We start from the raw sequence: 24,621 nt of genomic DNA, 5'->3' as shown, positions 1-24,621 counted from the left end.
ATGAGCCGTTTCTGGAGCCCCTTCGTCAAGGACCTGGTGCCTTACGTACCGGGTGAGCAACCCAAGCTGACCCGCCTGGTCAAGCTGAACACCAACGAGAACCCCTACGGCCCGTCGCCCAAGGCGCTCGAGGCCATGCAGGGCGAATTGAACGACAACCTACGCCTGTACCCGGACCCGAATGGGGACCGGCTCAAACAGGCGGTGGCCGACTATTACGGCGTCACAGCCCAGCAAGTCTTCGTCGGCAACGGCTCGGATGAAGTGTTGGCGCACATCTTCCACGGCCTGTTCCAGCACGATGCGCCGCTGTTGTTCCCGGACATCAGCTACAGCTTCTACCCGGTTTACTGCGGCTTGTACGGCATCGCGTTCGAGCAGGTGGCATTGGATGAGCAGTTCCAGATCCGCATCGAGGACTATAAAAAGCCCAACGCCGGGATCATCTTCCCCAACCCCAATGCTCCGACCGGTTGCTTGTTGCCGCTGCAAGCGATCGAGCAATTGCTGCAGGCCAACCGAGACTCGGTGGTGGTGGTGGATGAGGCCTACATCGACTTTGGCGGTGAGACGGCCATCAGTCTGGTGGACCGCTACGACAACCTGCTCGTGACCCAGACACTTTCCAAATCGCGCTCCCTGGCCGGCCTGCGGGTGGGCCTGGCGGTGGGGCATCCGGCGTTGATCGAGGCGTTGGAGCGGATCAAGAACAGCTTCAACTCCTACCCGCTCGATCGCATGGCGATCGTTGGTGCGGCCGCGGCGTTCGATGACCGTACGTATTTTGACGAGACCTGCCGCAAGGTGATCGAAAGTCGTGAGGCGTTGGTCGAGCAGTTGGTGGCCCGAGGGTTTGACGTATTGCCTTCGGCGGCCAACTTCATCTTTGCCCGGCACCCTGAGCGTGATGCTGCCGAGGTGGCGGCACGCCTGCGGGAGCAGGGAGTGATCGTGCGACACTTCAAGCAAGAGCGGATTGCGCAGTTCTTGCGGATTACCATCGGCACGCCGGAGCAGAACCAGGCGTTGCTTGATGCGCTGTGAGTGAGTAGGTGGATGGGTGGTTAGTGGTTCGACGGGCGTGGACTTGTCCGTTTGATGTGCTGACGCTGATTCACCTTTCCGCTCTTTTGTTGGTTGTTGGTTGTTGGTTGTTGGTTGTTGGTTTTGAGGTTTGTGGGCTTATCCGTTTGATTTGTCGACGGTTAGTCACCTTTCCGCCCTTACGGCGGGTCACTTTGGTCTTGGCCAAAGTGACCAAAGCCGCTGCGCCCCCGCATATGGCCCGGCGCTTCGCACCGGGTTCCCTCGCTGCGGTGTCTTACGGGGCTTCGCGGCCTCCGGCTGGCTACGCCAGCCTCCATCTCGCGTCTTCGGCTACCGCCGAAGGGCGCTACGCGCCTGCCCCTCCAGACACCTTCGCTCGGCCTGCTGATGGGGCGCAAGTTACAGGCGGCGCCTGAACTGGCGTTGTTTTTTCAATGAGGTGGGTGTTGAGTTTTCCGGCCATTCGCGGGTGAATCGGAGCGCCGAACCGCCGCTCCTACAGGCTCACCGCAGCTCTTGAGAACGGCGCAGTGCCTGTAGGAGCGGGTTTACCCGCGAATGGGCCGGCACAAACAACAGATAATTAGCTTGTTTGCCGTTGCCGTTGCCGTTGCCGTTGCCGTTGCCGTTGCCGTTGCCGTTGCCGTTGCCGTTGCTTTTGATGCGCGATAGTCCAGGCACCACCAATCGCGACCTCAGAAGGCCGAGTGGAGGTGTCTGTAGGGGCAGGCGCGCAGCGCCCTTCGGCGTAGCCGAAGTCGCGAGATGGAGGCTGGCGCAGCCAGCCGGAGGCCGCGAAGCCCCGCAAGACACCGCAGCGAGGGGACCCGGTGCGAAGCGCCGGGCCGTATGTGGGAGTCAGCGGCTTTTGCCTACTTTTGCCCAAGAGCAAAAGTAGGTCGCCGTAAAGGCGAAAAGCGCCGGTGGCGCCACCACCAACACCGGATATTCACACGATCTGAAGGCCCAACCCTTGCCCTACCCCCAACCTCCCGGCTATCGTCACCACAATTCATCCGATGACCGGATCTACCTATGACCCTACTCATCAAACGTTCCCTAGTAGAACAAGCCGTCGACCAACTCCGCACCCGCATCACCAGCGGCACCTGGTCCATTGGCCAACGCCTCCCCACCGAACCTGAGCTCGCTCAAGAGCTGGGCATCAGCCGCAACACCGTCCGCGAAGCCATGCGCGTGCTCGCCTTCAGCGGCCTGGTCGAGATCCGCCAAGGCGATGGCAGCTACCTGCGCACCGTCCAGGACCCACTACAGGCCGTCCAAGCCATGACGCGCTGCTCGCCGGATCAGGCTCGCGAAACCCGCCGTATCCTCGAAACCGAAGCCATCGGCCTGGCCGCCCAGCGCCGCACCGACGCGGATCTGCGCGACCTGCGCCAAGCCCTGCAGAACAGCGCCGCCCACTTCCATGGCGATGTAAAAACCTACGTCGAATGCGACCTGCTCTTTCACCAGCAATTGGTCGACGCCGCCCACAACCCGGCGTTGAGCGAGCTCTATCGCTATTTTTCCGGCGTGGTGGCGACCGCACTTGAACTGAATATGACCAGCGCCCCCCGCTGCCAAACAGTCTTCGACCTGCATGGGCAGATCGTGGATGCCATCGAACAACGTGATCCGGAGCGTGCCAAGCACCTGAGCCGGACCCTCATCGAGTCCTGATAACGAGACGCCCATGGCCGACCCCACGATTCATGAAACCGCTCCCCAACAGCAGGAATTCGAAGAACTGCTGATCGACGCCGAAGCCGACGACGAACAGGTCCAGCAGCAACCGGTGATGCTGCAGCGGCCCTGGCTGTTGCTGCTGGGCCTGGTACTGGTGGCACTGAATCTGCGTCCAGCGCTGTCAAGCATGGCACCGGTACTGGGCCAGGTGTCCGAGGGCCTCGGGCTGAACGCTTCACAGGCGGGCTTGCTGACGACCTTGCCGGTGCTGTGCCTTGGCCTTTTCGCCCCGTTGGCACCGGTCTTGGCTCGACGCTTTGGCAGCGAACGGGTTGTGCTGGGCATCTTGCTGACCTTGGCCCTGGGTATTCTGCTGCGCAGTGTCCTGGGGGTGACGGGCGTGTTTCTGGGCAGTGTCATGGCCGGCGCGAGCATCGGCATCATCGGTGTGCTGCTTCCAGGTATCGTCAAGCGGGACTTCCCACAGCATGCCGGTACCCTGACCGGTGTCTATACCATGGCCTTGTGCCTGGGCGCGGCCCTGGCCGCCGGTGCCACGGTACCTCTGGCACGCCGCTTCGATGACAGCTGGGCCCGGGGCCTGGGCTTTTGGCTGGTGCCTGCGTTGATCGCGATGCTGGTGTGGTTGCCCCAGGCGCGCCAGGGGCACGGCCTGCACAAGGTGGCCTACAAGGTTCGCGGCCTGTGGCGCGATCCGCTGGCCTGGCAGGTCACGCTGTACATGGGCTTGCAGTCTTCGCTGGCGTACATCGTGTTCGGCTGGCTCCCTTCGATTCTCATCGGTCGTGGGCTGAGCCCTACGGAAGCGGGGCTGGTGTTGTCCGGGTCGGTGATCGTGCAGCTGGTCAGCTCTCTTAGCACGCCTTGGCTGGCCACGCGCGGCAAGGACCAGCGCCTGGCTATCGTGATCGTCATGCTGGTCACCCTGGCAGGGCTGTTCGGTTGCCTGTATGCACCGATTTCGGGGTTGTGGGGCTGGGCCGTCGTGCTCGGGCTGGGGCAGGGCGGTACGTTCGCCCTGGCGCTGACGTTGATCGTGCTGCGCTCGAAGGACTCCCATGTGGCCGCGAATCTTTCAAGCATGGCGCAAGGCGTTGGCTATACGTTGGCGTCCGCAGGGCCATTTGCGGTGGGCCTGGTGCACGACCTGACCGGAGGCTGGGCAGCAGTGGGCTGGATTTTCGCGGCGCTGGGCATCGGTGCGATTCTGTTCGGCCTGGGGGCCGGGCGGGCGTTGCATGTGCAGGTGGTCAGCGAGAAGGTGTGAGAAGCCCCATTCATGGCGCGAATGAGCATGGCGCTCATGTGCGTGGCACATTATCGTTGAAGTTTGCCCCCCGGAGGGATCCGCCCCATGAGCGACGCCAATCGTGAGCTGATCACACGTTTCTACCAAGCCTTCCAGCGCCTGGACGCCGAGGCCATGGTGGCCTGCTACAGCGACGACATCACTTTCAGTGACCCGGTCTTCGGGACCTTGCGAGGCCGTGACGTGGGAGATATGTGGCGGATGCTGACCACCCGTGCCAAGGATTTCTCCCTGACCTTCGATAACGTCCACGCCAACCAGGACGGCGGTAGCGCGCATTGGGTGGCGCGCTACCTGTTCAGCCAGACGGGGCGTTCCGTGGTCAACGACATTCAGGCCCGCTTCGTGATCCGTGATGGCCTGATTTGTCAGCATGACGACAGTTTCAACTTGTGGCGCTGGTCACGTCAGGCCCTGGGCCTGCCGGGGTTGTTGCTGGGCTGGTCACCGCAGCTGCAGAGCAAGGTGCGCCAGCAAGCGTTCAAGGGGTTGCGGGCATACCAGCAGAGCGCGGTATAGCCACAGCCTCTTTTCGTGGTAGCTGAAGTGGGCCTTTGGGTTTCAAATGAATGATGTGAAAGAGTGAGCGCCTTGAGTGAAAACCTTCCAGGCGGGGACGTGAAACCCTGGTATGTCTACTTGGTGCGGGCTGCCAACGGTTCGCTGTACTGCGGTATCAGTGACGACCCGCAGCGGCGGTTCCTGAAGCACCAGAAGGGGCAGGGCGCGCGTTATTTCAAGACCAGCCCGGCCCAGGCACTGGTGTATGTGGAGCAGTGGCCGGACAAAGGCGAGGCGCTGCGTCAGGAGCGCTTGGTGAAAAAGCTGCGCAAGTCGGCCAAGGAGGCGCTGGTGGCAGCTTATGTAGGTACCGTGGAGTAGCTGGGGCTGCGTTGCAGCCCCGGGCAATGCTCAGTCCTTGCGGCGCTTGAGCTGATCGACCAGCTGGGTCGGCAGGCCCTTGATGATCAGGGTGCCGGCCTCCTCGTCGTATTCCACCTTCGACCCCAGCAGGTGTGCCTCGAAGCTGATCGACAGGCCTTCGGCACGGCCGGTGAAGCGGCGGAACTGGTTGAGGGTGCGTTTGTCCGCGGGGATCTCCGGCGACAGGCCGTAATCCTTGTTGCGAATATGGTCGTAGAAGGCCTTGGGGCGGTCTTCATCGATCAAGCTGGACAGCTCTTCCAGGGTCACAGGCTCGCCCAGCTTGGTCTGGGTGGTGGCATAGTCGACCAGCGTCTGGGTCTTTTCGCGGGCGGCCTCCTCGGGCAGGTCCTCGCTTTCGACGAAGTCACTGAAGGCCTTGAGCAGGGTGCGGGTCTCACCTGGGCCGTCGACGCCTTCCTGGCAGCCGATGAAGTCGCGGAAGTAGTCCGACACCTTCTTGCCATTCTTGCCCTTGATGAACGAGATGTACTGCTTGGAGTTGTGGTTGTTCTTCCACTCCGACAGGTTGACCCGCGCCGCCAGGTGCAACTGGCCAAGATCCAGGTGACGCGACGGCGTGACGTCGAGCTCGGCGTTCACGGCCACGCCTTCGCTGTGGTGCAGCAGGGCGATGGCCAGGTACTCGGTCATGCCTTGTTGATAATGGGCGAAAAGGATATGGCCACCGGTGGAGAGATTGGATTCTTCCATCAGTTTTTGCAGGTGCTCTACAGCGATGCGGCTGAAGGCGGTGAAATCCTTTTCTTCATCCAGGTACTGCTTGAGCCAGCCGCTGAACGGGTAGGCGCCGGATTCGCCGTGGAAGAAGCCCCAGGCTTTGCCTTGCTTGGCGTTGTAACTGTCGTTGAGATCGGCCAGTAGGTTTTCGATGGCATCGGAAGCGCCGAGCTCGGAGTCTCGGGCATGCAGGACTGCCGGGCTGCCATCGGGTTTCTTGTCGATCAGGTGAACGATGCAATGACGGATTGGCATGGAAATCTCGAGCGGGTTGGGCGGTGCTAGGCCGCGCTGCAAAGTCGTGCAGTTTAACTCAGGCAGAGGGCGATGCAGTGGTCAGATCGTGGCGTAAATGCCTGTTGTTCGTTTTTTGTTCAATTTTTTGCGTTTTACGATAAAACCCCCGAAAAACCTGCATAAAATCGAAGTCGGCAGCGGATATTTATCTATTCCTGTGGTAGCTTTGCGCGGTCTTGCGCCCCTTGGGTGGCGCATTGCTGGCAGATCGCTTGGGTCGTGTCGAACCAAACGCCGATTTTCGTATCTACATACGCGATTGGCGCGGCCCGCCGGATTTTTCAGGGGCTGGCCCGATTACCGACCTGGCACGCTGCATAACTCTGAATTTGATAGGGAAGGAACACCACCATGGCATTGACCAAAGACCAACTGATTGCCGATATCGCCGAAGCTATCGACGCACCGAAAACCACCGCGCGTAACGCCCTGGAGCAACTGGGCCAGATCGTCGCCGACCAACTGGAAAACGGCGCTGAAATCACCCTGCCAGGCATCGGCAAGCTGAAAGTCTCCGAGCGTCCTGCCCGTACCGGCCGCAACCCTTCGACTGGCGCTGCCATCGAAATCGCTGCCAAGAAAGTCGTCAAGTTCGTACCTGCCAAGGTCCTGAACGACGCCGTCAACAAGTAATTGTTGAAGCGTTGAAGAAGCCGCGCCCGGCATGTCCGGACGCGGTTTTTTCATGCCTGCGATTTGGGGCTGCGCTTGCGGCCCCTTCGCGGGCAAGCCCGCCCTCATAGCTGCAGCTGTTTTAGCGAAAGCACCGTAGCGCCTGTGAGATTTATCCAGGCATGCTCATCAGCGTGAGCTATGCCAGGCCTGGCGCGCGGCATCGTCCTGGAAGCTCCAGGCGACCATGCGGCTCTGTTTCTGACCTTGGCCCATGGCCACGACCCGCTGAGCCTTCACGCCTGCCTTCTTCAGCGCTGCCTCGATGCCGGGCAGGTTGCTGGCCTTGGATACCAGGCTGGTGAACCACAGCACCTGAGCACCGTACTGCGCACTCTCTTCCACCAACTGGGTGACGAAGCGGATCTCTCCACCCTCGCACCATAGCTCGTTGTTCTGCCCGCCGAAATTGAGCACTGGCAGCTTGCGCTTGGGATCTTGCTTGCCAAGGTTCTTCCATTTGCGCTGGCTGCCGCGGGTGGCTTCGTCGCGGGAGGCATGGAACGGCGGGTTGCACAGGGTGACGTCGAAACGCTCGTCGTCCTGCAGCAGGCCGGTGAGGATGTGCTTGCGGTTGGCTTGCTGGCGCAAGGCAATGGCCTTGCTCAGGCCGTTGGCCTGGACGATGGTCCTGGCCGAGGCCAAGGCCACGGGATCGATGTCCGATCCGACGAAACGCCAGCGGTAGTCACTGTGCCCGAGCAGTGGATAGATGCAGTTGGCACCGACGCCGATATCCAGCGCACGTACCTGCGCGCCTCGGGGAATCTCACCGTTGCCGTCCTCGGCCAGCAAGTCAGCCAGCACGTGGATGTAATCGGCCCGCCCAGGAATGGGCGGGCACAGGTAGTCGGCGGGGATGTCCCAGTGCTGGATGCCGTATTGGGCCTTGAGCAGGGCGCGATTGAAGACCCGTACCGCTTCGGGGTTGGCGAAGTCGATGCTCGGCTTGCCATAGGGGTTGGTGATGGTGAAGCCGGCCAGCTCTGGATGGGCCTTGATCAGGCTGGGGAAGTCGTAGCGGCCCTGGTGGCGGTTGCGCGGGTGCAGGGTGGGTTTTTGATTCATGGGGTGAAGTCTCAAAAGCATCGCGGGACAAGCCCACTCCCACACGGTCTTCGTTGACCTATGGGAGCGGGCTTGTCCCGCGATGGCATCACTGAGGTCTGCGGCTGTTACAGCGCCGCGATCCGTGCATGCTGCTCGGTGAAGTTGGCCAGGGCCTGTTCGGACTCTGCCAGCTTGGCGCGCTCCTTCTCGATCACGGCAGGCGGGGCCTTGTCGACGAACGCAGCGTTGGACAGCTTGCCGCCCACGCGCTGGACTTCGCCTTGCAGGCGCTGGATTTCCTTGCTCAGGCGCGCCAGCTCCGCATCCTTGTCGATCAGGCCAGCCATCGGCACCAGTACCTGCAGGTCGCCCACCAGCGCGGTAGCCGACAGCGGCGCCTCGTCCTGCTCGCCGAGTACGGTGAACGACTCGACCTTGGCCAGCTTCTTGAGCAGGGCCTCGTTCTCTTGCAGGCGACGCTGGTCGTCCGCGTTGGCGTTCTTGAGGAACAGCGGCAGCGGCTTGCCTGGGCCGATGTTCATCTCGGCGCGGATGTTGCGCAGGCCGACCATCAGTTGCTGCAGCCATTCGATATCGCCTTCGGCGGCGGTATCGATGCGGCTTTCGTTGGCCACCGGCCAAGGTTGCAACATGATGGTCTTGCCCTGGATACCGGCCAGCGGCGCGATGCGCTGCCAGATTTCTTCGGTGATGAACGGCATGAACGGATGGGCCAGGCGCAGGGCGACTTCCAGCACGCGCACCAGGGTGCGGCGGGTGCCGCGGGCGCGCTCGACCGGAGCGTTTTCGTCCCACAGGACCGGCTTGGACAGCTCCAGGTACCAGTCGCAGTACTGGTTCCAGATGAACTCGTACAGGGCCTGGCTGGCCAGGTCGAAGCGGAACTGCTCGAGCTGGCGGGTCACCTCGGCTTCGGTGCGCTGCAGCTGCGAGATGATCCAGCGATCGGCCAGCGACAGTTCGTAGGCTTCGCCGTTCTGACCGCAGTCCTCGCCCTTGTCCAGCACGTAGCGGGCGGCGTTCCAGATCTTGTTGCAGAAGTTGCGGTAACCCTCGACGCGGCCCATGTCGAACTTGATGTCGCGGCCGGTGGAGGCCAGCGAGCAGAAGGTGAAGCGCAGGGCGTCGGTGCCGTAGCTGGAGATACCCTCGGGGAACTCGGCTTTGGTCTGCTTGGCGATCTTCTCGGCAAGCTTGGGCTGCATCATGCCGCTGGTGCGTTTTTCCAGCAGGGCATCGAGGGTGATGCCGTCGACGATGTCCAGCGGGTCGAGGACGTTGCCCTTGGACTTGGACATCTTCTGACCCTGACCGTCACGCACCAGGCCGTGGACGTACACGGTCTTGAACGGCACCTGCGGGGTGCCGTCTTCGTTCTTGATCAGGTGCATGGTCAGCATGATCATGCGCGCAACCCAGAAGAAGATGATGTCGAAACCGGTGACCAGCACGTCGGTGGAGTGGAATTTCTTGAGGAACTCGGTCTGCTCCGGCCAGCCCAGGGTGGAGAAGGTCCACAGGCCCGAACTGAACCAGGTGTCGAGGACGTCGTCGTCCTGTCGCAGGGACACGTCGGCGCCCAGGTTGTGCTTGGCGCGGACTTCTTCCTCATTGCGGCCAACATAGACCTGGCCGGCCTCGTCGTACCAGGCCGGAATGCGGTGACCCCACCACAGCTGGCGGCTGATGCACCAGTCCTGGATATCACGCATCCAGGAGAAGTACATGTTTTCGTACTGCTTGGGCACGAACTGGATGCGGCCGTCTTCCACGGCGGCGATGGCAGGTTCTGCCAGTGGCTTGGTGGAGACGTACCACTGGTCGGTCAGCCACGGCTCGATGATCGTGCCCGAACGGTCACCTTTGGGCACCTTCAGTGCGTGGTCGTCGATGCTGACCAGCAGGCCCTGGGCGTCCAGGTCGGCGACGATCTGCTTGCGCGCGACGAAGCGGTCCAGACCTGCATATTGGGCCGGCAGACGGGTATCGATCTGCTCGTTGACGCTGCCGTCGAGGTTGAAGGCCTGGGCGCTTGCCAGCACCAAGGCGTTCTTGTCGAAGATGTTAAGCAGTGGCAGGTCGTGACGCTTGCCGACTTCGTAGTCGTTGAAGTCGTGGGCCGGGGTGATCTTCACGCAGCCGGTGCCGAATTCCGGGTCGCAATAGTCATCGGCGATGATCGGGATGCGGCGGCCGACCAGCGGCAGCTCGACGAACTTGCCGATCAGGGCGTGGTAGCGCTCGTCGTTCGGATTGACCGCGACGGCGGCATCGCCGAGCAGGGTTTCCGGACGGGTGGTGGCGACGACCAGGTGATCCTTGCCTTCGGCGGTCTTGGCGCCATCGGCCAGTGGGTAGCGCAGGTTCCACAGGTGGCCCTTCTCGTCGTGGTTTTCCACTTCGAGGTCGGAGATGGCGGTGTGCAGCTTGGTATCCCAGTTGACCAGGCGCTTGCCGCGGTAGATCAGGCCATCTTCGTGCAGGCGTACGAAGGCTTCCTTGACCGCTTCGGACAGGCCGTCGTCCATGGTGAAGCGCTCGCGGGTCCAATCTACCGACGAGCCCAGGCGACGGATTTGACGGCTGATGTTGCCGCCGGACTGATCCTTCCACTCCCAGACCTTCTCCAGGAACTTCTCGCGGCCCAGGTCATGACGGTTCTGGCCTTTTGCCTCGAGCTGGCGTTCCACCAGCATCTGGGTGGCGATACCGGCGTGGTCGGTGCCTGGCTGCCACAGGGTGTTGCGGCCCTGCATGCGGCGGAAGCGGATCAGCGCGTCCATGATCGCGTTGTTGAAGCCGTGGCCCATGTGCAGGCTACCGGTCACGTTCGGCGGCGGGATCATGATGGTGTAGGACTCGCCTGCACCTTGCGGGGCGAAATAGTTCTCGGACTCCCAGGTGTTGTACCAGGAAGTTTCGATGGCGTGCGGCTGGTAGGTCTTATCCATGCGCGGCGGGACCCTATGGCATTAATTCGGGAAAGCCGAGAAGTATAACCAAGGTGGGGGTTCGAGGCGACAGGGGCAGGGGCTGCTTTGCAGCCCTTTTCGCGGCACAAGACTGCTTCTACAGGGACCGTGGCGCCTCTAGAAGCGGCCTTGGTGCCGCGAAAGGACCGCTGGGCAGGCCTGGGATGTTATTCAGAGCGCTTGATCAGCCGTTCCATGCGCGCGTCGAGGCGGCGCTTGATCTCGTTCTCGATGTGCGGGGTGAAGTCGTTGATCACGTCTTGCATGATCTGTTGGGCGGCGGCGCGCAGGTCGGCTTCCAGGTGCAGCAGGGTGTCCTGGCGGCGGGTCTGCGGATCGTCCTCGGGGGCTTCGACCGGCAGGGGCTCGGCTGCTGCCGAGGTATTACCGGCGGGCTCGTCGAGCAGCAGGGGGATTTGCTCGACCGTTTCGGTCAGCAGTGGGGGTTGCAGATCGGCATCGCCCAGTAACTGTCGGATCGACTCCAGGTCGTCGAGCAGATGAGCGGAATCGGGCAGGGAGGAGTGCTTGTCCATCGTCGTCAAAGTCGCTGTAAGCGGTGGTCTTGCAGAGCATAGCCCTGTTCGCGGTAGAAACGGAATCGTTCTCGCGCAGCCTGGCGAATGCCCGGCTCCTCGACGACGATCTCCGCTACCCGCTCGAATTGGCCGACGAACCCCGGCACGTCGGCGCCCAGGTTGATCAGCAGGTCGCGGTGGGCGCCGGCGTCGTCACCCAGCCCCAGCGCTACCGCAGCCTCGGCGTTGGCCTCGGCAGGGTCGTGCGGAATGAAGGCTTCGCCCTTGAAGTGCCACAGGCGCTCGTCCAGCGCATTGCGCTGCTCGGCGTCCTGGCAGTGCAGGTAGACCCGATGGCCCAGACGCCAGGCCTTTTCGCACAGCTTGCAGGCGAAATCCAGGCGAGCTGACAACGAATCGGTGGGCAGGATGTAGAAATCGACTTTGCTCATGTTCGGTCTGCCGGCCGGTAGCGCACGAGCGCTACCGGCCTTGTGGCATCACGCGTTGGCGCGGTCGAGCAGGTACTGGGTCAGCAGCGGGACCGGGCGGCCCGAGGCGCCTTTGTCCTTGCCACCGCTGATCCACGCGGTGCCGGCAACGTCCAAGTGCGCCCAGTTGTAGGCCTTGGCGAAGCGCGACAGGAAGCAACCTGCGGTAATGGTGCCGGCCTTCGGGCCACCGATGTTGGCGATGTCGGCGAAGGGGCTGTCCAACTGTTCCTGGTACTCGTCGAACAGCGGCAACTGCCAGGCACGGTCGTCGGCGCGCTTGCCGGCATCGAGCAGTTGGCCGACCAGTTCGTCGTTGTTGCCCATCAGGCCCGAGGTGTGGCTGCCCAGGGCGACGATGCAGGCGCCGGTCAGGGTGGCGATGTCGATCACGGCCTGGGGCTTGAAGCGCTCGGCGTAGGTCAGGGTGTCGCACAGCACCAGGCGGCCTTCGGCGTCGGTGTTGAGGATCTCGACGGTCTGGCCGCTCATGGTGGTGACGATGTCGCCCGGGCGCGTGGCGCCGCCGCTGGGCATGTTCTCGGCGCAGGCCAGCAGGCACACCAGATTGATCGGCAGTTGCAGCTGCAGGACAGCACGCAGGGTGCCGAACACGCTGGCCGCGCCACACATGTCGTACTTCATCTCATCCATGCCGGCACCGGGCTTGAGGCTGATGCCGCCGGTGTCGAAGGTGATCCCCTTGCCGACCAGCACGAACGGTTTTTCGCTCTTCTTGCCGCCCTGATAGTTGAGCACGATCAGCCGTGGCGGCTGGTCGCTGCCCTGGCCCACGGCGTAGAACGCGCCCATGCCCAGGTCCTTGATCTTTTTCTCGTCCAGTACTTCGACCTTGAGGTTCTTGTGAGCCTTGCCCAGCTCCTTGGCCTGTTCGGCGAGGAACGTCGGGTGGCACAGGTTTGGCGGCAGGTTGCCCAGGTCGCGGGTGAAGGACATGCCAGAGGCGATGGCGCTGGCGTGTTTTACGGCGCGCTCGACTTCGGCCAGGCCGGCTTTGTCGGCCAGCAGGGTGACTTTCTTGAGGGCACGGGGTTCGGCCTTCTGGCTCTTGAAGCGGTCGAAGACGTATTCGCCATCGAGCAGGGTCTCGGCCAGCAGGCGGTATTTGGCGTAGTGGGCGTCGCGGCCGGTGACGCTGACGTCATCCAGGGCCAGCACCGCGTCGCTGCCGTTCAGTCCCTTGAGCACACCGGCGACGCTGGCGACCAGCTTGCGCCAGCTGCGATCGCCCAGGGCTTCCTTGCCGCTGCCGACCAACAGCACGCGTTCGGCCTTCAGGCCCGGCAGGCTGTGCAGCAGCAGGGTCTGGCCAGGCTTGCCGGCCAGGTCGCCGCGCTTGAGCACAGCGCTGATGGCGCCATTGCTGGCCTGGTCGACGGCCTTGGCGATGTCGCCGAGCTTGCGCCCTTCACCGACGGCCAGCACCAAGGTGGCGGTTTTCAAGGAGGCGGCGGCTACACTTTTTACAACCAGTTCCATGTCAGGGTCCCCGAATGATCTGTCAGTTGGCGCAGTCTCGTGCAAGCGCTCGAAACAGGCGTGGCCGCAAGGTCGCGTGCCACTTGAAAAGCTGCCAGTTTGAGCCTGGGAGAACCTCGATGACAACCCCGACATGTGCCGTCATGCGCGGCCAAGTGACAGGCGCGGTCAATCACAGGATAATGCGCGCACTTTATATGGAGGTTCGCCGTCGGCGAACCGGCAAGTCATTGTTTGGCTCTGCGCCCCTGACAACCCAGGAGTGTCTGGTTTGATCGTCTTTCGTTATCTGTCCCGCGAGGTCCTGGTGACCTTGAGCGCCGTCAGCGCCGTGCTGCTGGTGATCATCATGAGCGGGCGCTTCATCAAGTACCTGGCCCAGGCCGCCCAGGGTGTGCTCGATCCGAGCGTACTGTTCCTGATCATGGGTTTCCGTCTGCCGGGCTTCTTGCAGCTGATCCTGCCCTTGGGCCTGTTCCTCGGCATCCTGCTGGCCTATGGCCGGCTTTATCTGGAAAGCGAGATGACCGTGCTCTCGGCCACCGGCATGAGCCAGCAGCGCCTGCTGGCCTTGACCATGGCGCCGGCCGCACTGGTCGCCCTGTTGGTGGCGTGGCTGAGCCTGAGCCTGGCGCCCCAGGGCGTTGCCCAGGTGCAGCAGATCATCAACCAGCAGGATGCCCTCACCGAGTTCGACACCCTGGTGCCAGGGCGTTTCCAGACCCTGCGCGACGGCTCTCGGGTGACCTATACCGAGCAGCTGTCGGACGATCGCGTCAATCTCAGCGGTGTGTTCATCTCCGAGAAACGCTTCAACCAGGACAAGACCAAGGACCGTGCGCCTTCGGTACTGGTCGCGGAGAAGGGCCACCAGGAGGTGCAGGCTGACGGCAACCGCTACCTGATCCTCGAAAACGGCTATCGCTACGACGGTAACCCCGGCCAGGCCGACTACCGCGCGATCAAGTACGACACCTACGGCGTGTTGCTGCCCAAGCCGGAAGTCAGCGAGGAAGTGACCGAGCGTGAAGCCATCCCGACTTCCGAACTGTTCGGCAAGAACACCCTGCGCGAGCAAGCTGAGCTGCAATGGCGCCTGTCCCTGCCGCTGCTGGTGTTCATCGTGACACTGCTGGCAGTTCCGCTGTCCCGGGTCAACCCGCGCCAGGGCCGCTTCCTCAAGCTGCTGCCGGCCATTCTTCTTTACATGGCTTACCTGACGATGCTCATTTCCGTACGCGGCGCCCTGGAGAAGGGCAAGATCCCGATCGCCCTGGGCATGTGGTGGGTTCATGGCCTGTTCCTGCTGATCGGCCTGGGCCTGATGTACTGGGAGCCGATGCAGCTCAAGCGTGCCGCCCGTCGTACGGAGGTGGCCCATGGCTAAGCTGGATCGCTACATCGGCCAGAGCGTGCTCCTGGCCATTCTGGCGGTGCTGGGCATCATCCTGGGCCTGGCTTCGCTGTTCGCCTTCATCGATGAGATGAGCGACCTGAGCGATACCTACACCGTGATGGATGCTGGCAGTTTCGTATTGCTCACCGCACCGCGCCGGTTGTATGAGATGTTGCCAATGGCTGCACTGATCGGCTGCCTGATCGGCCTGGGCAGTCTGGCCAGCAGCAGCGAGCTGACCATCATGCGCGCCGCTGGCGTGTCCATCGGGCGTATCGTCTGGGCGGTGATGAAGCCCATGCTGGTGCTGATGCTGGTCGGCCTGCTGATCGGTGAATACGTGGCGCCTGTCACCGAAAACAAGGCTCAGGCCGAGCGGTCCCTGGCCCAGGGCGGTGGTGATGCGCAGAGCTCCAAGCGCGGCATGTGGCACCGTCAGGGCGAAGAGTTCGTGCACATCAACTCGGTGCAGCCCAACGGCTTGCTGCTGGGGGTGACCCGCTACCGCTTCGACGCCGAGCGTCACATCGTGACTTCCAGCTTTGCACGCCGTGCGCAGTACAACGAGGACCACTGGGTCCTGAGCGATGTCGCCACCACCTACTTCCGTGGCGACCACACCGAGGTGGTGAAGGCGCCGCAGGAGCGCTGGGACGTGTCGGTAACGCCGCAACTGCTCAACACCGTGATCCTGGCGCCTGAGTCCCTGTCGATCACTGGCCTGTGGGACTACATTCACTACTTGTCCGACCAGGGCCTGAACAACGCCCGCTACTGGCTGGCATTCTGGACCAAGGTGCTGCAACCGATGGTGACTGCGGCCCTGGTGCTGATGGCGATCTCCTTCATCTTCGGCCCGCTACGCTCCGTGACCCTTGGGCAGCGTGTGTTCACCGGTGTGCTGGTGGGCTTCGTATTCCGTATTGGCCAGGACCTGCTGGGCCCTTCCAGCCAGGTGTTCGGCTTCCCACCGCTGCTGGCGGTGGTGATTCCGGCCGGCATCTGTGCGCTGGCTGGCGTGTGGTTGTTGCGCCGGGCAGGTTGATGGCCTGAGCGACATGAAAAAGCCGACCCTAGGGTCGGCTTTTTTGTGGCCGGCAGGATTGTGGCGATCCTGTAGGCGCTGGCGAAGCCTGCGCTGGGTCGCGCAGCAGCCCCAGAGAATTACGGCCTGCGCTTGGGTACCCGCACCAGCTGTGTGTCCGAATAGATGTCATGCCAGCCACGCTTGCGCTTGTCGACCAACGCCCAGAAGAATCCGAGCCCCAGGCACAGCCAGGAGGCGATGGAAACGACAAAGCGCAGCAGCGCCTGCCACAGGCTGATCGCGCTGCCATCGGCGTTCTGCACTCGCACACCCCATACTTGCATCCCCAGGGTCTGACCGCCGTGAGTCCAGAACTTGGCGAAGAAGCCGAACAGGGCGAACAGCAGCAGGGTCGATAACAGTGGATCGCCGTCCAAGGCGCCAGCCTCGGTCAGCTCGCGCATGCGCGCTTCGCCGATGATCCACATCTGCACCATCTTATAGGCGCCTGCCGTCACGATCAGCAGGGCGGTACACAGCAGGAAGTCATAGAACATGGCGGCCAGTCGACGGCCCAGGCCGACCGGGGGGAAGTCACCCTGAGGGGTGAGCAGGGGCTTGGACATGCAAGACGCTCCGTGTGACGAAGCCGCTATTCTACGGGCAAAAAAAAGCCCCTGCACTTGGCAGGGGCTTTTGGAAGTCTGGATCTCGCTTAGGCGATGACCTGAACCTTGTCAGCTTGCATGCCTTTTTGGCCTTGCACGGCTTCGAAGGAGACTTTCTGGCCTTCTTTCAGGCTCTTGAAGCCGTTGCCTTCGATGGCACGGAAGTGCACGAACAGATCCGGACCGCTTTCTGGGGTGATGAAGCCGTAACCTTTCTCGTCATTGAACCACTTGACGGTACCGTTCTGACGCTCAGCCATTGTCTTGTTTCCTATGAAGCTTAATTTTTGATGACAGTTACTTTCATATCTATCGATATAAAAGATTACCGGGCTGGGTTGCAGGAAAGTAAGAGACGTCGAACGGGTTGTAGCAGATTCAGCTACTGGCCCAGGTCACGAACTGTTGCGACCCATGCAAACACAGTGCAGTGACTCTACGCTAACTCCGCCGACAAAAACAAGCCCTCCAGACCGCCGGAATTCAGGCTTTTTCCGATAACCGACAAATTTGTCGGAAACGGCGTGGCGCCTGGCCTGGCGCTATGTTCAAAAGTTATTGGGCAGGTTCGAAAACGAATATGACGAACCTGCCTCCAGTGCAATCAACCGCGATAGTAACGTTGCGCAACGAAAGGCATTTTGCTGACCTTCAGGGCAACCTGCTTGCCACGCACAACAGCAAACAATGCGGTATCGAGCGCGGCATGTTCGGTCTCGACATAACCCATCGCGACCGGTGCGCCGAGGGTCGGTCCGAAACCACCGCTGCAGACTTCGCCGACCGGCTGGCCATCGGCATCGACGATTTGTGCGCCTTCGCGAACCGGCGTGCGTTCCTGCGGCAGCAGGCCAACACGCTTGCGGGCAACACTTTGGCGTTGTTGTTCGAAGATGGCATGGGCGCCAGGGAAACCACCGGCGCGCTCGCCATCGGCGCGGCGGACCTTGGAGATGGCCCACAGCAGGCTGGCTTCCACTGGCGTGGTGGTGGTGTTCATGTCGTGGCCATACAGGCACAGGCCGGCTTCCAGGCGCAGCGAGTCACGGGCGCCCAGGCCGATCGGTTGTACTTCGGGCTCGGCCAGCAGTCGGCGGGCCAAGGCTTCGGCATCGGCGACCGGGACCGAGATCTCGTAGCCGTCTTCACCGGTGTAGCCCGAGCGGCTGACATAGCATTCGGCACCGAGCAGGGTGACGGGGCGGAACTGCATGAACGTCATGCTGGCCACTTCCGGCGCCAGGCGCTCGAGCACCTTGACCGCCGCCGGGCCTTGCAGGGCGAGCAGGGCGCGTTCTTCGAACAGCGGCTGGATCTGGCAGCGGGTACCGATGTGCTTTTGCAGGTGCGCCAGGTCCTGATCCTTGCAGGCGGCGTTGACCACCAGGAAGAGTTCGTCGTCGCCCAGGTTGGCGACCATCAGATCGTCGAGGATGCCGCCTTGCTCGTTGGTGAACATCGCGTAGCGCTGCATGCCCACCGGCAGGTCGATGATGTCCACTGGCACCAGGGATTCCAGGGCCTTGGCCGCATCGTTGCCGCGCAGACGGATCTGGCCCATGTGCGAGACGTCGAACAGGCCAGCCTGCTCGCGGGTGTGCAGGTGCTCCTTGAGCACGCCCAGCGGGTACTGCACCGGCATGTCATAGCCGGCGAACGGCACCATGCGTGCGCCCAGTTCCAGGTGCAGGGCGTGCAAGGGGGTCTTTTGCAGTGTTTCGGACATCGGTGACTCCTCGTTTTTTGTTCGGGTCAACATTCGATGATGTTGACGGCCAGACCGCCGCGGGCGGTCTCCTTGTATTTGCTTTTCATGTCTGCGCCGGTCTGGCGCATGGTGCGGATGACCTTGTCGAGCGATACGTAGTGCTGCCCGTCGCCCCGCAAGGCCATGCGTACCGCATTGATCGCCTTGACCGAGCCCATGGCGTTGCGCTCGATGCAGGGCACCTGGACCAGCCCACCGATTGGGTCGCAGGTCAGGCCGAGGTTGTGTTCCATGCCGATTTCGGCGGCGTTCTCCACTTGCTGCGGGGTACCGCCCATCACTTCGCACAATGCGCCGGCTGCCATGGAGCAGGCCACACCGACTTCCCCCTGGCAGCCAACTTCGGCGCCGGAGATCGAGGCGTTTTCCTTATAGAGGATGCCGATCGCGGCGGCGGTGAGCAGAAAACGCACCACCCCGTCCTCGCTGGCCCCTGGAACGAAGCGCATGTAGTAGTGAAGGACGGCCGGGACGATACCTGCCGCTCCGTTGGTGGGCGCGGTGACCACCCGTCCGCCGTAGGCGTTTTCTTCATTGACCGCCAGGGCATAGAGGTTGACCCAGTCGAGCACCGACAACGCGTCGCGCAGACTGGCCTCGGGATGCCGGCTGAGCTGGCGGTACAGCGCCGGGGCCCGTCGCTTGACCTTCAGCCCGCCCGGCAGGATGCCTTCGTGACGGCAACCGGCCTCGACGCAGTCTTGCATGACCTGCCAGATACGCAGCAGGCCTTCGCGTGTCTCGGTCTCGGGGCGCCAGGCCGCTTCGTTAGCCAGCATCACCTGGCTGATCGACAGGTGCTGCTCGCTGCAATGGGCGAGTAGTTCCTTGGCCGTGCGGAACGGGTAGGGCAGTACGGTGCTGTCCTCGACGATCCGGTCGTGACCGGCAGCGTCCTCGTCGACCACGAAACCACCGCCCACCGAGTAGTACTCCCGGCTACGGATTTGCAATCCGGCTTCATCGAAGGCGCGGAAGATCATGCCGTTGGGGTGGTAGGGCAGGGGTTTGCGAATCATCGCCAGGTGCTGTTTTTCGACGAAGCCGATCTCGTGCTCACCGAGCAGACGCAACCGACCGCTGTCGCGGATCGCCTGCAGACGTGCGGGAATCGATTCGGTGTCGATGGTGTCTGGATGCTCGCCTTCAAGGCCCAACAGCACGGCCTTGTCGCTGCCATGGCCCTTGCCGGTGGCGCCCAGCGAGCCATACAGCTCGGCTTTGACGCTGTCGGTGCGGGCCAGCAGGCCATCGCGGCGCAGCCCTTCGGCAAAGCGCGCGGCTGCCCGCATGGGGCCGACCGTGTGAGAGCTGGAGGGGCCGATGCCGATCTTGAACAGGTCGAAGACGCTCAAAGACATGGTGACCTCCTGCCAGGTTGATTGGGCGGACGGTGAGCCCTCTGGGAGCGGGTAAACCCGTTCCCAGAGGCCGCCACCCAAGCCAGGTGGCGGGGGAAGGGCTATCAGACGTCCTGATAGCTCTCGATCGACGGGCACGCGCAGACCAGGTTGCGGTCGCCGAACACGTTGTCGACCCGGCCCACTGGCGGCCAGTACTTGGCCTCCACCAGGCTCGGCAGCGGGTACACCGCCTGCTCACGGCTGTAGCCGTGGGTCCACTCGCCGACCAGCTCCGCCGCGGTGTGCGGAGCGTTCTTCAGCGGGTTGTCGTCCTTGTCCACGGTGCCGTTCTCGACCGCGCGGATTTCCTCGCGGATCTGGATCATCGCGTCACAGAAGCGGTCCAGTTCTTCCTTGGACTCGCTTTCGGTCGGTTCGATCATCAGGGTGCCGGCCACCGGGAAGGACATGGTCGGCGCGTGGAAGCCGAAGTCGATCAGGCGCTTGGCCACGTCGTCGACACTGATACCGCTGGTGTCCTTGAGCGGGCGCAGGTCCAGGATGCACTCGTGCGCCACCAGGCCATTGCCGCCGGTATAGAGGACAGGATAGTGCTCTTCCAGGCGACGGGCGATGTAGTTGGCATTGAGGATTGCCATCTGCGAGGCGCGCTTGAGGCCCGCGCCGCCCATCATGCGAATGTACATCCAGGTGATTGGCAGGATGCTGGCGCTGCCGAACGGTGCGGCACAGACCGCGCCTTCGGTGTTTTCCAGGGTCGCATGGCCTGGTAGGAACGGCGCCAGGTGCGACTTGACACCGATCGGGCCGACGCCCGGGCCGCCACCGCCGTGAGGGATGCAGAAGGTCTTGTGCAGGTTCAGGTGCGAGACGTCGCCACCAAACTTGCCCGGGGCGCACAGGCCCACCATGGCGTTCATGTTGGCGCCGTCGATGTACACCTGGCCGCCGTTGTCGTGGATGATCGCGCAGATTTCGCCGATCGCTTCCTCGAACACGCCGTGGGTCGATGGGTAAGTGATCATGATCGCGGCGAGGCGGTCACGGTGTTCGATGGCCTTGGCGCGCAAGTCCTCGACATCGACGTTGCCGCGCGCGTCGCAGGCGGTGACCACCACGCGCATGCCGGCCATGTGCGCGGTGGCAGGGTTGGTGCCGTGGGCCGAGGAGGGGATCAGGCAGATGTCGCGATGGCCTTCGCCGCGGCTGCGGTGATAGGCGCGGATCGCCAAGAGACCTGCGTACTCGCCCTGGGAACCGGCGTTCGGTTGCAGCGACACGGCGTCATAGCCGGTGGCGGCGCAGAGCATGGCTTCCAGCTCGCTGGTCATCTGCAGGTAGCCCTGGCTCTGCTCGGCCGGTGCGAACGGGTGCAGGTTGCCGAACTCGGCCCAGGTCACCGGGATCATTTCGCTGGCGGCGTTGAGCTTCATGGTGCACGAGCCCAGCGGGATCATGCTGCGGTCCAGCGCCAGGTCCTTGTCGGCCAGGCGGCGCAGGTAACGCATCAGCTCGGTTTCGCTGTGATAACGGTTGAACACCGGGTGTTCGAGGATCGCCGACTGGCGCAGCAGGGCGGCCGGCAGACGCGAGACGGTGCTGGCCGCCAGGCTGTCGAAGGCCGGCACGGCCTTGCCTTCGGCGAACAGTTGCCACAGGGCCTCGATGTCGGCCTGGGTGCTGGTCTCGTCCAGGGACAGGCCCAAGTGGGCGGCGTCGATCTGGCGCAGGTTGATGCGCTGGGCGCGGGCCTGCTCGTGCAGGCGGGCGGTAGCGTCACCGGTGGCCAGGGTCAGGGTGTCGAAGTAAGCGCTGGTGACGACCTTGACGCCCAGTTGCTCGAGGCCGGCGGCCAGGATGGCGGTCAGGGCATGGGTGCGTTCGGCGATGCGCTTGAGGCCAGCCGGGCCGTGGTACACGGCGAACATGCTGGCGATGTTGGCCAGCAATACCTGCGCGGTGCAGATGTTGCTGGTGGCCTTCTCGCGGCGGATGTGCTGTTCGCGGGTCTGCATGGCCAGACGCAGGGCAGTCTTGCCGAAACGGTCGATCGAAACGCCCACCAGGCGTCCTGGCATGTCGCGCTTGAAGGCATCGCGGGTAGCGAAGTACGCGGCATGCGGGCCACCGAAGCCCAGCGGTACACCGAAGCGCTGGGCGCTGCCGATGGCCACGTCGGCGTCGAATTCACCGGGCGGGGTGAGCAGGGTCAGGGCCAGCAGGTCGGCGGCTACGGCCACCAGGGCGTTGGCGCCATGGAAGCGCTGTACCAGTTCGCGGTAGTCGAACACGTCGCCATTGCTGGCGGGGTATTGCAGCAGGGCGCCGAAGAAGCTGCTGACATCGGTCAGTTCACGCTCGTCGCCAACGACCACTTCGATGCCCAGCGGTTCGGCGCGGGTGCGCAGTACATCGAGGGTCTGTGGGTGGCAATGGCGGGAGGCGAAGAAGGCATGGCCGGTCTTGTTCTTCGACAGGCGCTTACAGAAGGTCATGGCCTCGGCGGCGGCAGTGGCTTCGTCGAGCAGGGAGGCGTTGGCGATCGGCAGGCCGGTCAGGTCGCTGATCAGGGTCTGGAAGTTGAGCAGCGCTTCCAGGCGACCTTGGGAGATCTCTGGCTGGTAGGGGGTGTAGGCGGTGTACCAGGCCGGGTTTTCCAGCAGGTTGCGCAGGATCGGTGCCGGGGTGTGGGTGTTGTAGTAGCCCTGGCCGATGTAGCTCTTGAACAGCTGGTTCTTGCCGGCGATGGCTTTGAGGTCGGCGAGGGCGTCGGCCTCGCTCTGACCGTCGTGGCCACCGAGCACGCTGGTACCTTTGATGCTGTCAGGGATGACCGCTGCGGTCATGGCTTCCAGCGACTCGAAGCCCAGGGCGGCGAGCATGGCCTGCTCATCGGCGCTGCGTGGGCCGATGTGGCGGGCGATGAATTCGTTGGCGGTGCTGAGGTTGATGGTCATGGCAAGTCCTCAGGCGTCGTCGTTGGCGTTGAGCAGGCGATCATAGGCGCCTTGGTCGAGCAGGCCGCTGACGGCGCTGGCGTCGGCGGGAATGAAGCGGAAGAACCAGCCTTCGCCCATTGGGTCTTCGTTGACCAGTTCAGGGCTTGCGTCGAGCTGGTCGTTGACCGCGACCACTTCACCGGCCAGTGGCATGTACACGCCGCTGGCGGCTTTCACCGATTCCACGGTGGAGGCTTCGGCGCCTTTGTCGTAGTGCTGCAGCTCCGGCAGTTGCACGAAAACCACATCGCCGAGGGCATTCTGGGCGTAGGCGGTGATGCCCACGGTGACGCTGCCGTCAGCTTCGACGCGCAGCCATTCGTGATCTTCGGTGAAACGCAACTCGCTCATGGGGGATCCTCGCGAAGCAGGGAAATGGGCACGGTGATTCCGCGCTCTTGGTTGCTATTCCCTTAGCAATAATGCGGCCAAGTCGTTTCGGGCCTTGTAAATCAAGGCATGGGCTCAAATAGGCGGGGACGTTTGTCCTTTGCCTGTAATGAAATCGCTACACAGTTTCTGCGATTGAAAAGGCTTGTGGGATCAAACCGTTGCGTAGACGGTATCGAGGCGTCGTGTAGTGATTTCGATACGGTGTGTCGAAAACGATACGACTGGTGGTGGCGAGGGTGTTGTCTGTTGATTTTTGCCCGCTACAGATTAAGGTAATCCAACCATTCAAACGCCTCGATGGATGACTTCAGAGCGGCGGCGAGCCGATCGGCGCGCAGCTCGCCGAGGGATCTGGCGACGCGCTCAATCCAGGAAATCCCCAATGGTCGATAGACCCAGCGCCGTCAGCGAACGGTCTGCGCCGCATGCTGTCCGGCAGCCGATAGGCTTGTTCGAAGCCTTTCTGTTCTGGCTCAAGCTGGGGTTCATCAGCTTTGGCGGGCCAGCTGGGCAGATCTCGATCATGCACCAAGAACTGGTGGAGCGGCGGCGCTGGATCAGCGAGAAACGCTTTTTGCACGCGCTGAACTACTGCATGTTGTTGCCAGGCCCCGAGGCGCAGCAATTGGCCACCTATATCGGTTGGCTGATGCACCGCTCCTGGGGTGGGGTGATCGCCGGCGCACTGTTCGTGCTGCCTTCATTGTTCATCCTGATCGGTTTGTCCTGGGTCTATATCGCCTTCGGTGAAGTGCCGGTGGTGGCGGGGATCTTCTACGGCATCAAGCCTGCGGTGACGGCGATCGTCGTGCACGCGGCTCACCGGATCGGCTCGCGCGCACTGAAGAACGGCTGGCTGTGGGCCATGGCAGCGGCGTCATTCGTGGCCATCTTCGCGCTCAATCTGCCGTTCCCGCTGATCGTGCTGGTGGCTGGGATCGTCGGCTACATGGGCGGGCGATTCGCGCCGAGCAAGTTCGTGATCGGAGGGGGGCATGGCGCGGCCAAGAGCCACTTTGGACCGGCGTTGATCGACGACGATACGCCCACCCCTGAGCATGCGCGTTTTCACTGGAAGCATGTGTTGCGCCTGGTGGTGATCGGCGCCGTGCTCTGGACGCTGCCCATGGGATTGCTGACGCTCTCGTTTGGCTGGAGCGGGACCCTCACGCAGATGGGCTGGTTCTTCACCAAGGCCGCGTTGATGACGTTTGGTGGCGCCTATGCTGTGCTGCCGTACGTCTATCAAGGCGCCGTGGGGCACTACGGTTGGCTCTCGCCCACACAAATGATCGATGGACTGGCGTTGGGCGAAACCACGCCAGGCCCGCTGATCATGGTGGTTGCCTTTGTCGGCTTCATCGGCGGGTACGTGTATCCGATGTTTGGCGTCGAGCACCCGCTCCTGGCCGGGGCCGTGGCCGCGAGCCTGGTCACTTGGTTCACCTTTTTGCCGTCATTCCTGTTCATTCTCGCCGGCGGCCCTGTGGTGGAGTCGACGCACAACGAGATGAAATTCACGGCGCCGCTGACTGGAATCACCGCCGCGGTGGTGGGCGTCATCTTGAATCTGGCGCTGTTCTTCGGCTACCACGTGCTTTGGCCAAAGGGTTTCAGTGGCGCGTTCGACTGGCCGTCGGCACTGATCGCCCTGGCGGCGGCCATCGCGCTGTTTCGCTTCAAGCGTGGGGTCATACAGGTGCTGCTGGCCTGTGCTTTGGCGGGGTTGGCTGTGCACGTGCTGCGCACCTGAT

General features: G+C 62.9%; 22 protein-coding genes. 9 read left to right on the top strand and 13 right to left on the bottom strand.

Annotated features, from left to right (window positions below):
* On the top strand, positions 1-1,044 hold the full coding sequence (hisC, locus tag ACNFCH_RS05015) for a histidinol-phosphate transaminase (RefSeq protein ID WP_337158822.1): 1,044 nt from the start codon (positions 1-3) through the stop codon (positions 1,042-1,044).
* 507 nt (positions 1,045-1,551) lie between these two features.
* Here the strand turns inward: hisC and ACNFCH_RS05010 are convergent.
* Positions 1,552-1,728 carry a hypothetical protein gene (locus tag ACNFCH_RS05010; RefSeq protein WP_416742375.1) on the bottom strand — a complete coding sequence of 59 codons (177 nt, stop codon included), beginning with the start codon at positions 1,726-1,728 and terminating at the stop codon, positions 1,552-1,554.
* 354 nt (positions 1,729-2,082) lie between these two features.
* Between ACNFCH_RS05010 and ACNFCH_RS05005 the strand changes: the two genes are divergently transcribed.
* From ACNFCH_RS05005 to ACNFCH_RS04990, 4 genes are all read left to right on the top strand, one after another.
* Positions 2,083-2,730 carry a FadR/GntR family transcriptional regulator gene (locus tag ACNFCH_RS05005; protein ID WP_416742374.1) on the top strand — a complete coding sequence of 216 codons (648 nt, stop codon included), beginning with the start codon at positions 2,083-2,085 and terminating at the stop codon, positions 2,728-2,730.
* Positions 2,731-2,743: 13 nt separating this feature from the next.
* A complete protein-coding gene (locus tag ACNFCH_RS05000) occupies positions 2,744-4,024 on the top strand; it encodes a CynX/NimT family MFS transporter (RefSeq protein ID WP_337158824.1) in 1,281 nt (426 codons plus the stop codon).
* An 87-nt stretch (positions 4,025-4,111) separates the two neighbouring features.
* A complete protein-coding gene (locus ACNFCH_RS04995) occupies positions 4,112-4,585 on the top strand; it encodes a nuclear transport factor 2 family protein (RefSeq protein ID WP_416742373.1) in 474 nt (157 codons plus the stop codon).
* A gap of 99 nt (positions 4,586-4,684) precedes the next feature.
* Positions 4,685-4,948: a GIY-YIG nuclease family protein gene (locus ACNFCH_RS04990; RefSeq protein ID WP_416742372.1), complete on the top strand. Its 264-nt coding sequence runs from the start codon at positions 4,685-4,687 to the stop codon at positions 4,946-4,948.
* 30 nt (positions 4,949-4,978) lie between these two features.
* Here the strand turns inward: ACNFCH_RS04990 and yejK are convergent, their stop codons facing one another.
* On the bottom strand, positions 4,979-5,986 hold the full coding sequence (gene yejK / locus ACNFCH_RS04985) for a nucleoid-associated protein YejK (protein ID WP_337158827.1): 1,008 nt from the start codon (positions 5,984-5,986) through the stop codon (positions 4,979-4,981).
* Positions 5,987-6,379: 393 nt separating this feature from the next.
* Between yejK and ACNFCH_RS04980 the strand changes: the two genes are divergently transcribed.
* On the top strand, positions 6,380-6,661 hold the full coding sequence (locus ACNFCH_RS04980) for an HU family DNA-binding protein (RefSeq protein WP_043210728.1): 282 nt from the start codon (positions 6,380-6,382) through the stop codon (positions 6,659-6,661).
* 168 nt (positions 6,662-6,829) lie between these two features.
* Here the strand turns inward: ACNFCH_RS04980 and rlmF are convergent, their stop codons facing one another.
* The 5 genes from rlmF to ACNFCH_RS04955 all read right to left on the bottom strand — a co-directional run bounded on the left by rlmF (position 6,830) and on the right by ACNFCH_RS04955 (position 13,252).
* The gene (gene rlmF, locus ACNFCH_RS04975; RefSeq protein WP_337158828.1) at positions 6,830-7,768 is read right to left on the bottom strand and encodes a 23S rRNA (adenine(1618)-N(6))-methyltransferase RlmF; all 939 of its coding nucleotides are present in this window, start codon (positions 7,766-7,768) and stop codon (positions 6,830-6,832) included.
* Between the two features lie 107 nt (positions 7,769-7,875).
* Positions 7,876-10,722 carry a valine--tRNA ligase gene (locus tag ACNFCH_RS04970; RefSeq protein ID WP_416742371.1) on the bottom strand — a complete coding sequence of 949 codons (2,847 nt, stop codon included), beginning with the start codon at positions 10,720-10,722 and terminating at the stop codon, positions 7,876-7,878.
* A 188-nt stretch (positions 10,723-10,910) separates the two neighbouring features.
* Positions 10,911-11,279, bottom strand: coding sequence for a DNA polymerase III subunit chi (locus ACNFCH_RS04965; RefSeq protein WP_337158830.1), 369 nt, complete (start codon positions 11,277-11,279; stop codon positions 10,911-10,913).
* Positions 11,280-11,284: 5 nt separating this feature from the next.
* The gene (locus ACNFCH_RS04960; protein WP_337158831.1) at positions 11,285-11,713 is read right to left on the bottom strand and encodes a DNA polymerase III subunit chi; all 429 of its coding nucleotides are present in this window, start codon (positions 11,711-11,713) and stop codon (positions 11,285-11,287) included.
* Positions 11,714-11,761: 48 nt separating this feature from the next.
* A complete protein-coding gene (locus ACNFCH_RS04955; protein ID WP_196162880.1) occupies positions 11,762-13,252 on the bottom strand; it encodes a leucyl aminopeptidase in 1,491 nt (496 codons plus the stop codon).
* Positions 13,253-13,523: 271 nt separating this feature from the next.
* Between ACNFCH_RS04955 and lptF the strand changes: the two genes are divergently transcribed.
* Entirely contained in the window at positions 13,524-14,639 is a 1,116-nt protein-coding gene (lptF, locus tag ACNFCH_RS04950) for an LPS export ABC transporter permease LptF (RefSeq protein WP_337158833.1), read from the top strand.
* On the top strand, positions 14,632-15,693 hold the full coding sequence (gene lptG / locus ACNFCH_RS04945) for an LPS export ABC transporter permease LptG (protein ID WP_043210713.1): 1,062 nt from the start codon (positions 14,632-14,634) through the stop codon (positions 15,691-15,693). The genes lptF and lptG overlap by 8 nt, the downstream gene beginning before the upstream one ends.
* A 119-nt stretch (positions 15,694-15,812) precedes the next feature.
* Here the strand turns inward: lptG and ACNFCH_RS04940 are convergent, their stop codons facing one another.
* From ACNFCH_RS04940 to gcvH, 6 genes are all read right to left on the bottom strand, one after another.
* Complete coding sequence (locus ACNFCH_RS04940) at positions 15,813-16,301, bottom strand: RDD family protein (protein WP_416742370.1); 489 nt, start codon at positions 16,299-16,301, stop codon at positions 15,813-15,815.
* Positions 16,302-16,390: 89 nt separating this feature from the next.
* The gene (locus ACNFCH_RS04935) at positions 16,391-16,603 is read right to left on the bottom strand and encodes a cold-shock protein (protein ID WP_043210709.1); all 213 of its coding nucleotides are present in this window, start codon (positions 16,601-16,603) and stop codon (positions 16,391-16,393) included.
* 344 nt (positions 16,604-16,947) lie between these two features.
* On the bottom strand, positions 16,948-18,069 hold the full coding sequence (gcvT, locus tag ACNFCH_RS04930) for a glycine cleavage system aminomethyltransferase GcvT (protein ID WP_416742369.1): 1,122 nt from the start codon (positions 18,067-18,069) through the stop codon (positions 16,948-16,950).
* A 26-nt stretch (positions 18,070-18,095) separates the two neighbouring features.
* Positions 18,096-19,472 (bottom strand): L-serine ammonia-lyase, encoded by a 1,377-nt coding sequence (locus ACNFCH_RS04925; protein WP_416742368.1) that lies wholly within the window; start codon positions 19,470-19,472, stop codon positions 18,096-18,098.
* A 104-nt stretch (positions 19,473-19,576) separates the two neighbouring features.
* The gene (gcvP, locus tag ACNFCH_RS04920) at positions 19,577-22,432 is read right to left on the bottom strand and encodes an aminomethyl-transferring glycine dehydrogenase (RefSeq protein ID WP_416742367.1); all 2,856 of its coding nucleotides are present in this window, start codon (positions 22,430-22,432) and stop codon (positions 19,577-19,579) included.
* A gap of 9 nt (positions 22,433-22,441) precedes the next feature.
* The gene (gcvH, locus tag ACNFCH_RS04915) at positions 22,442-22,825 is read right to left on the bottom strand and encodes a glycine cleavage system protein GcvH (protein WP_070093208.1); all 384 of its coding nucleotides are present in this window, start codon (positions 22,823-22,825) and stop codon (positions 22,442-22,444) included.
* A 424-nt stretch (positions 22,826-23,249) separates the two neighbouring features.
* On the opposite strand from gcvH, the gene chrA reads away from it, so the two are divergent.
* On the top strand, positions 23,250-24,620 hold the full coding sequence (gene chrA / locus ACNFCH_RS04910) for a chromate efflux transporter (RefSeq protein ID WP_337158838.1): 1,371 nt from the start codon (positions 23,250-23,252) through the stop codon (positions 24,618-24,620).
* The last annotated feature ends 1 nt before the right edge of the window (position 24,621 follow it).

The organism is Pseudomonas sp. NY15354 (genome assembly GCF_048068075.1).
GTDB lineage: Bacteria > Pseudomonadota > Gammaproteobacteria > Pseudomonadales > Pseudomonadaceae > Aquipseudomonas > Aquipseudomonas guariconensis_C.
Note: the sequence above shows the minus strand (reverse complement) of the source record. Positions and strands in the feature narration are given on the sequence as shown.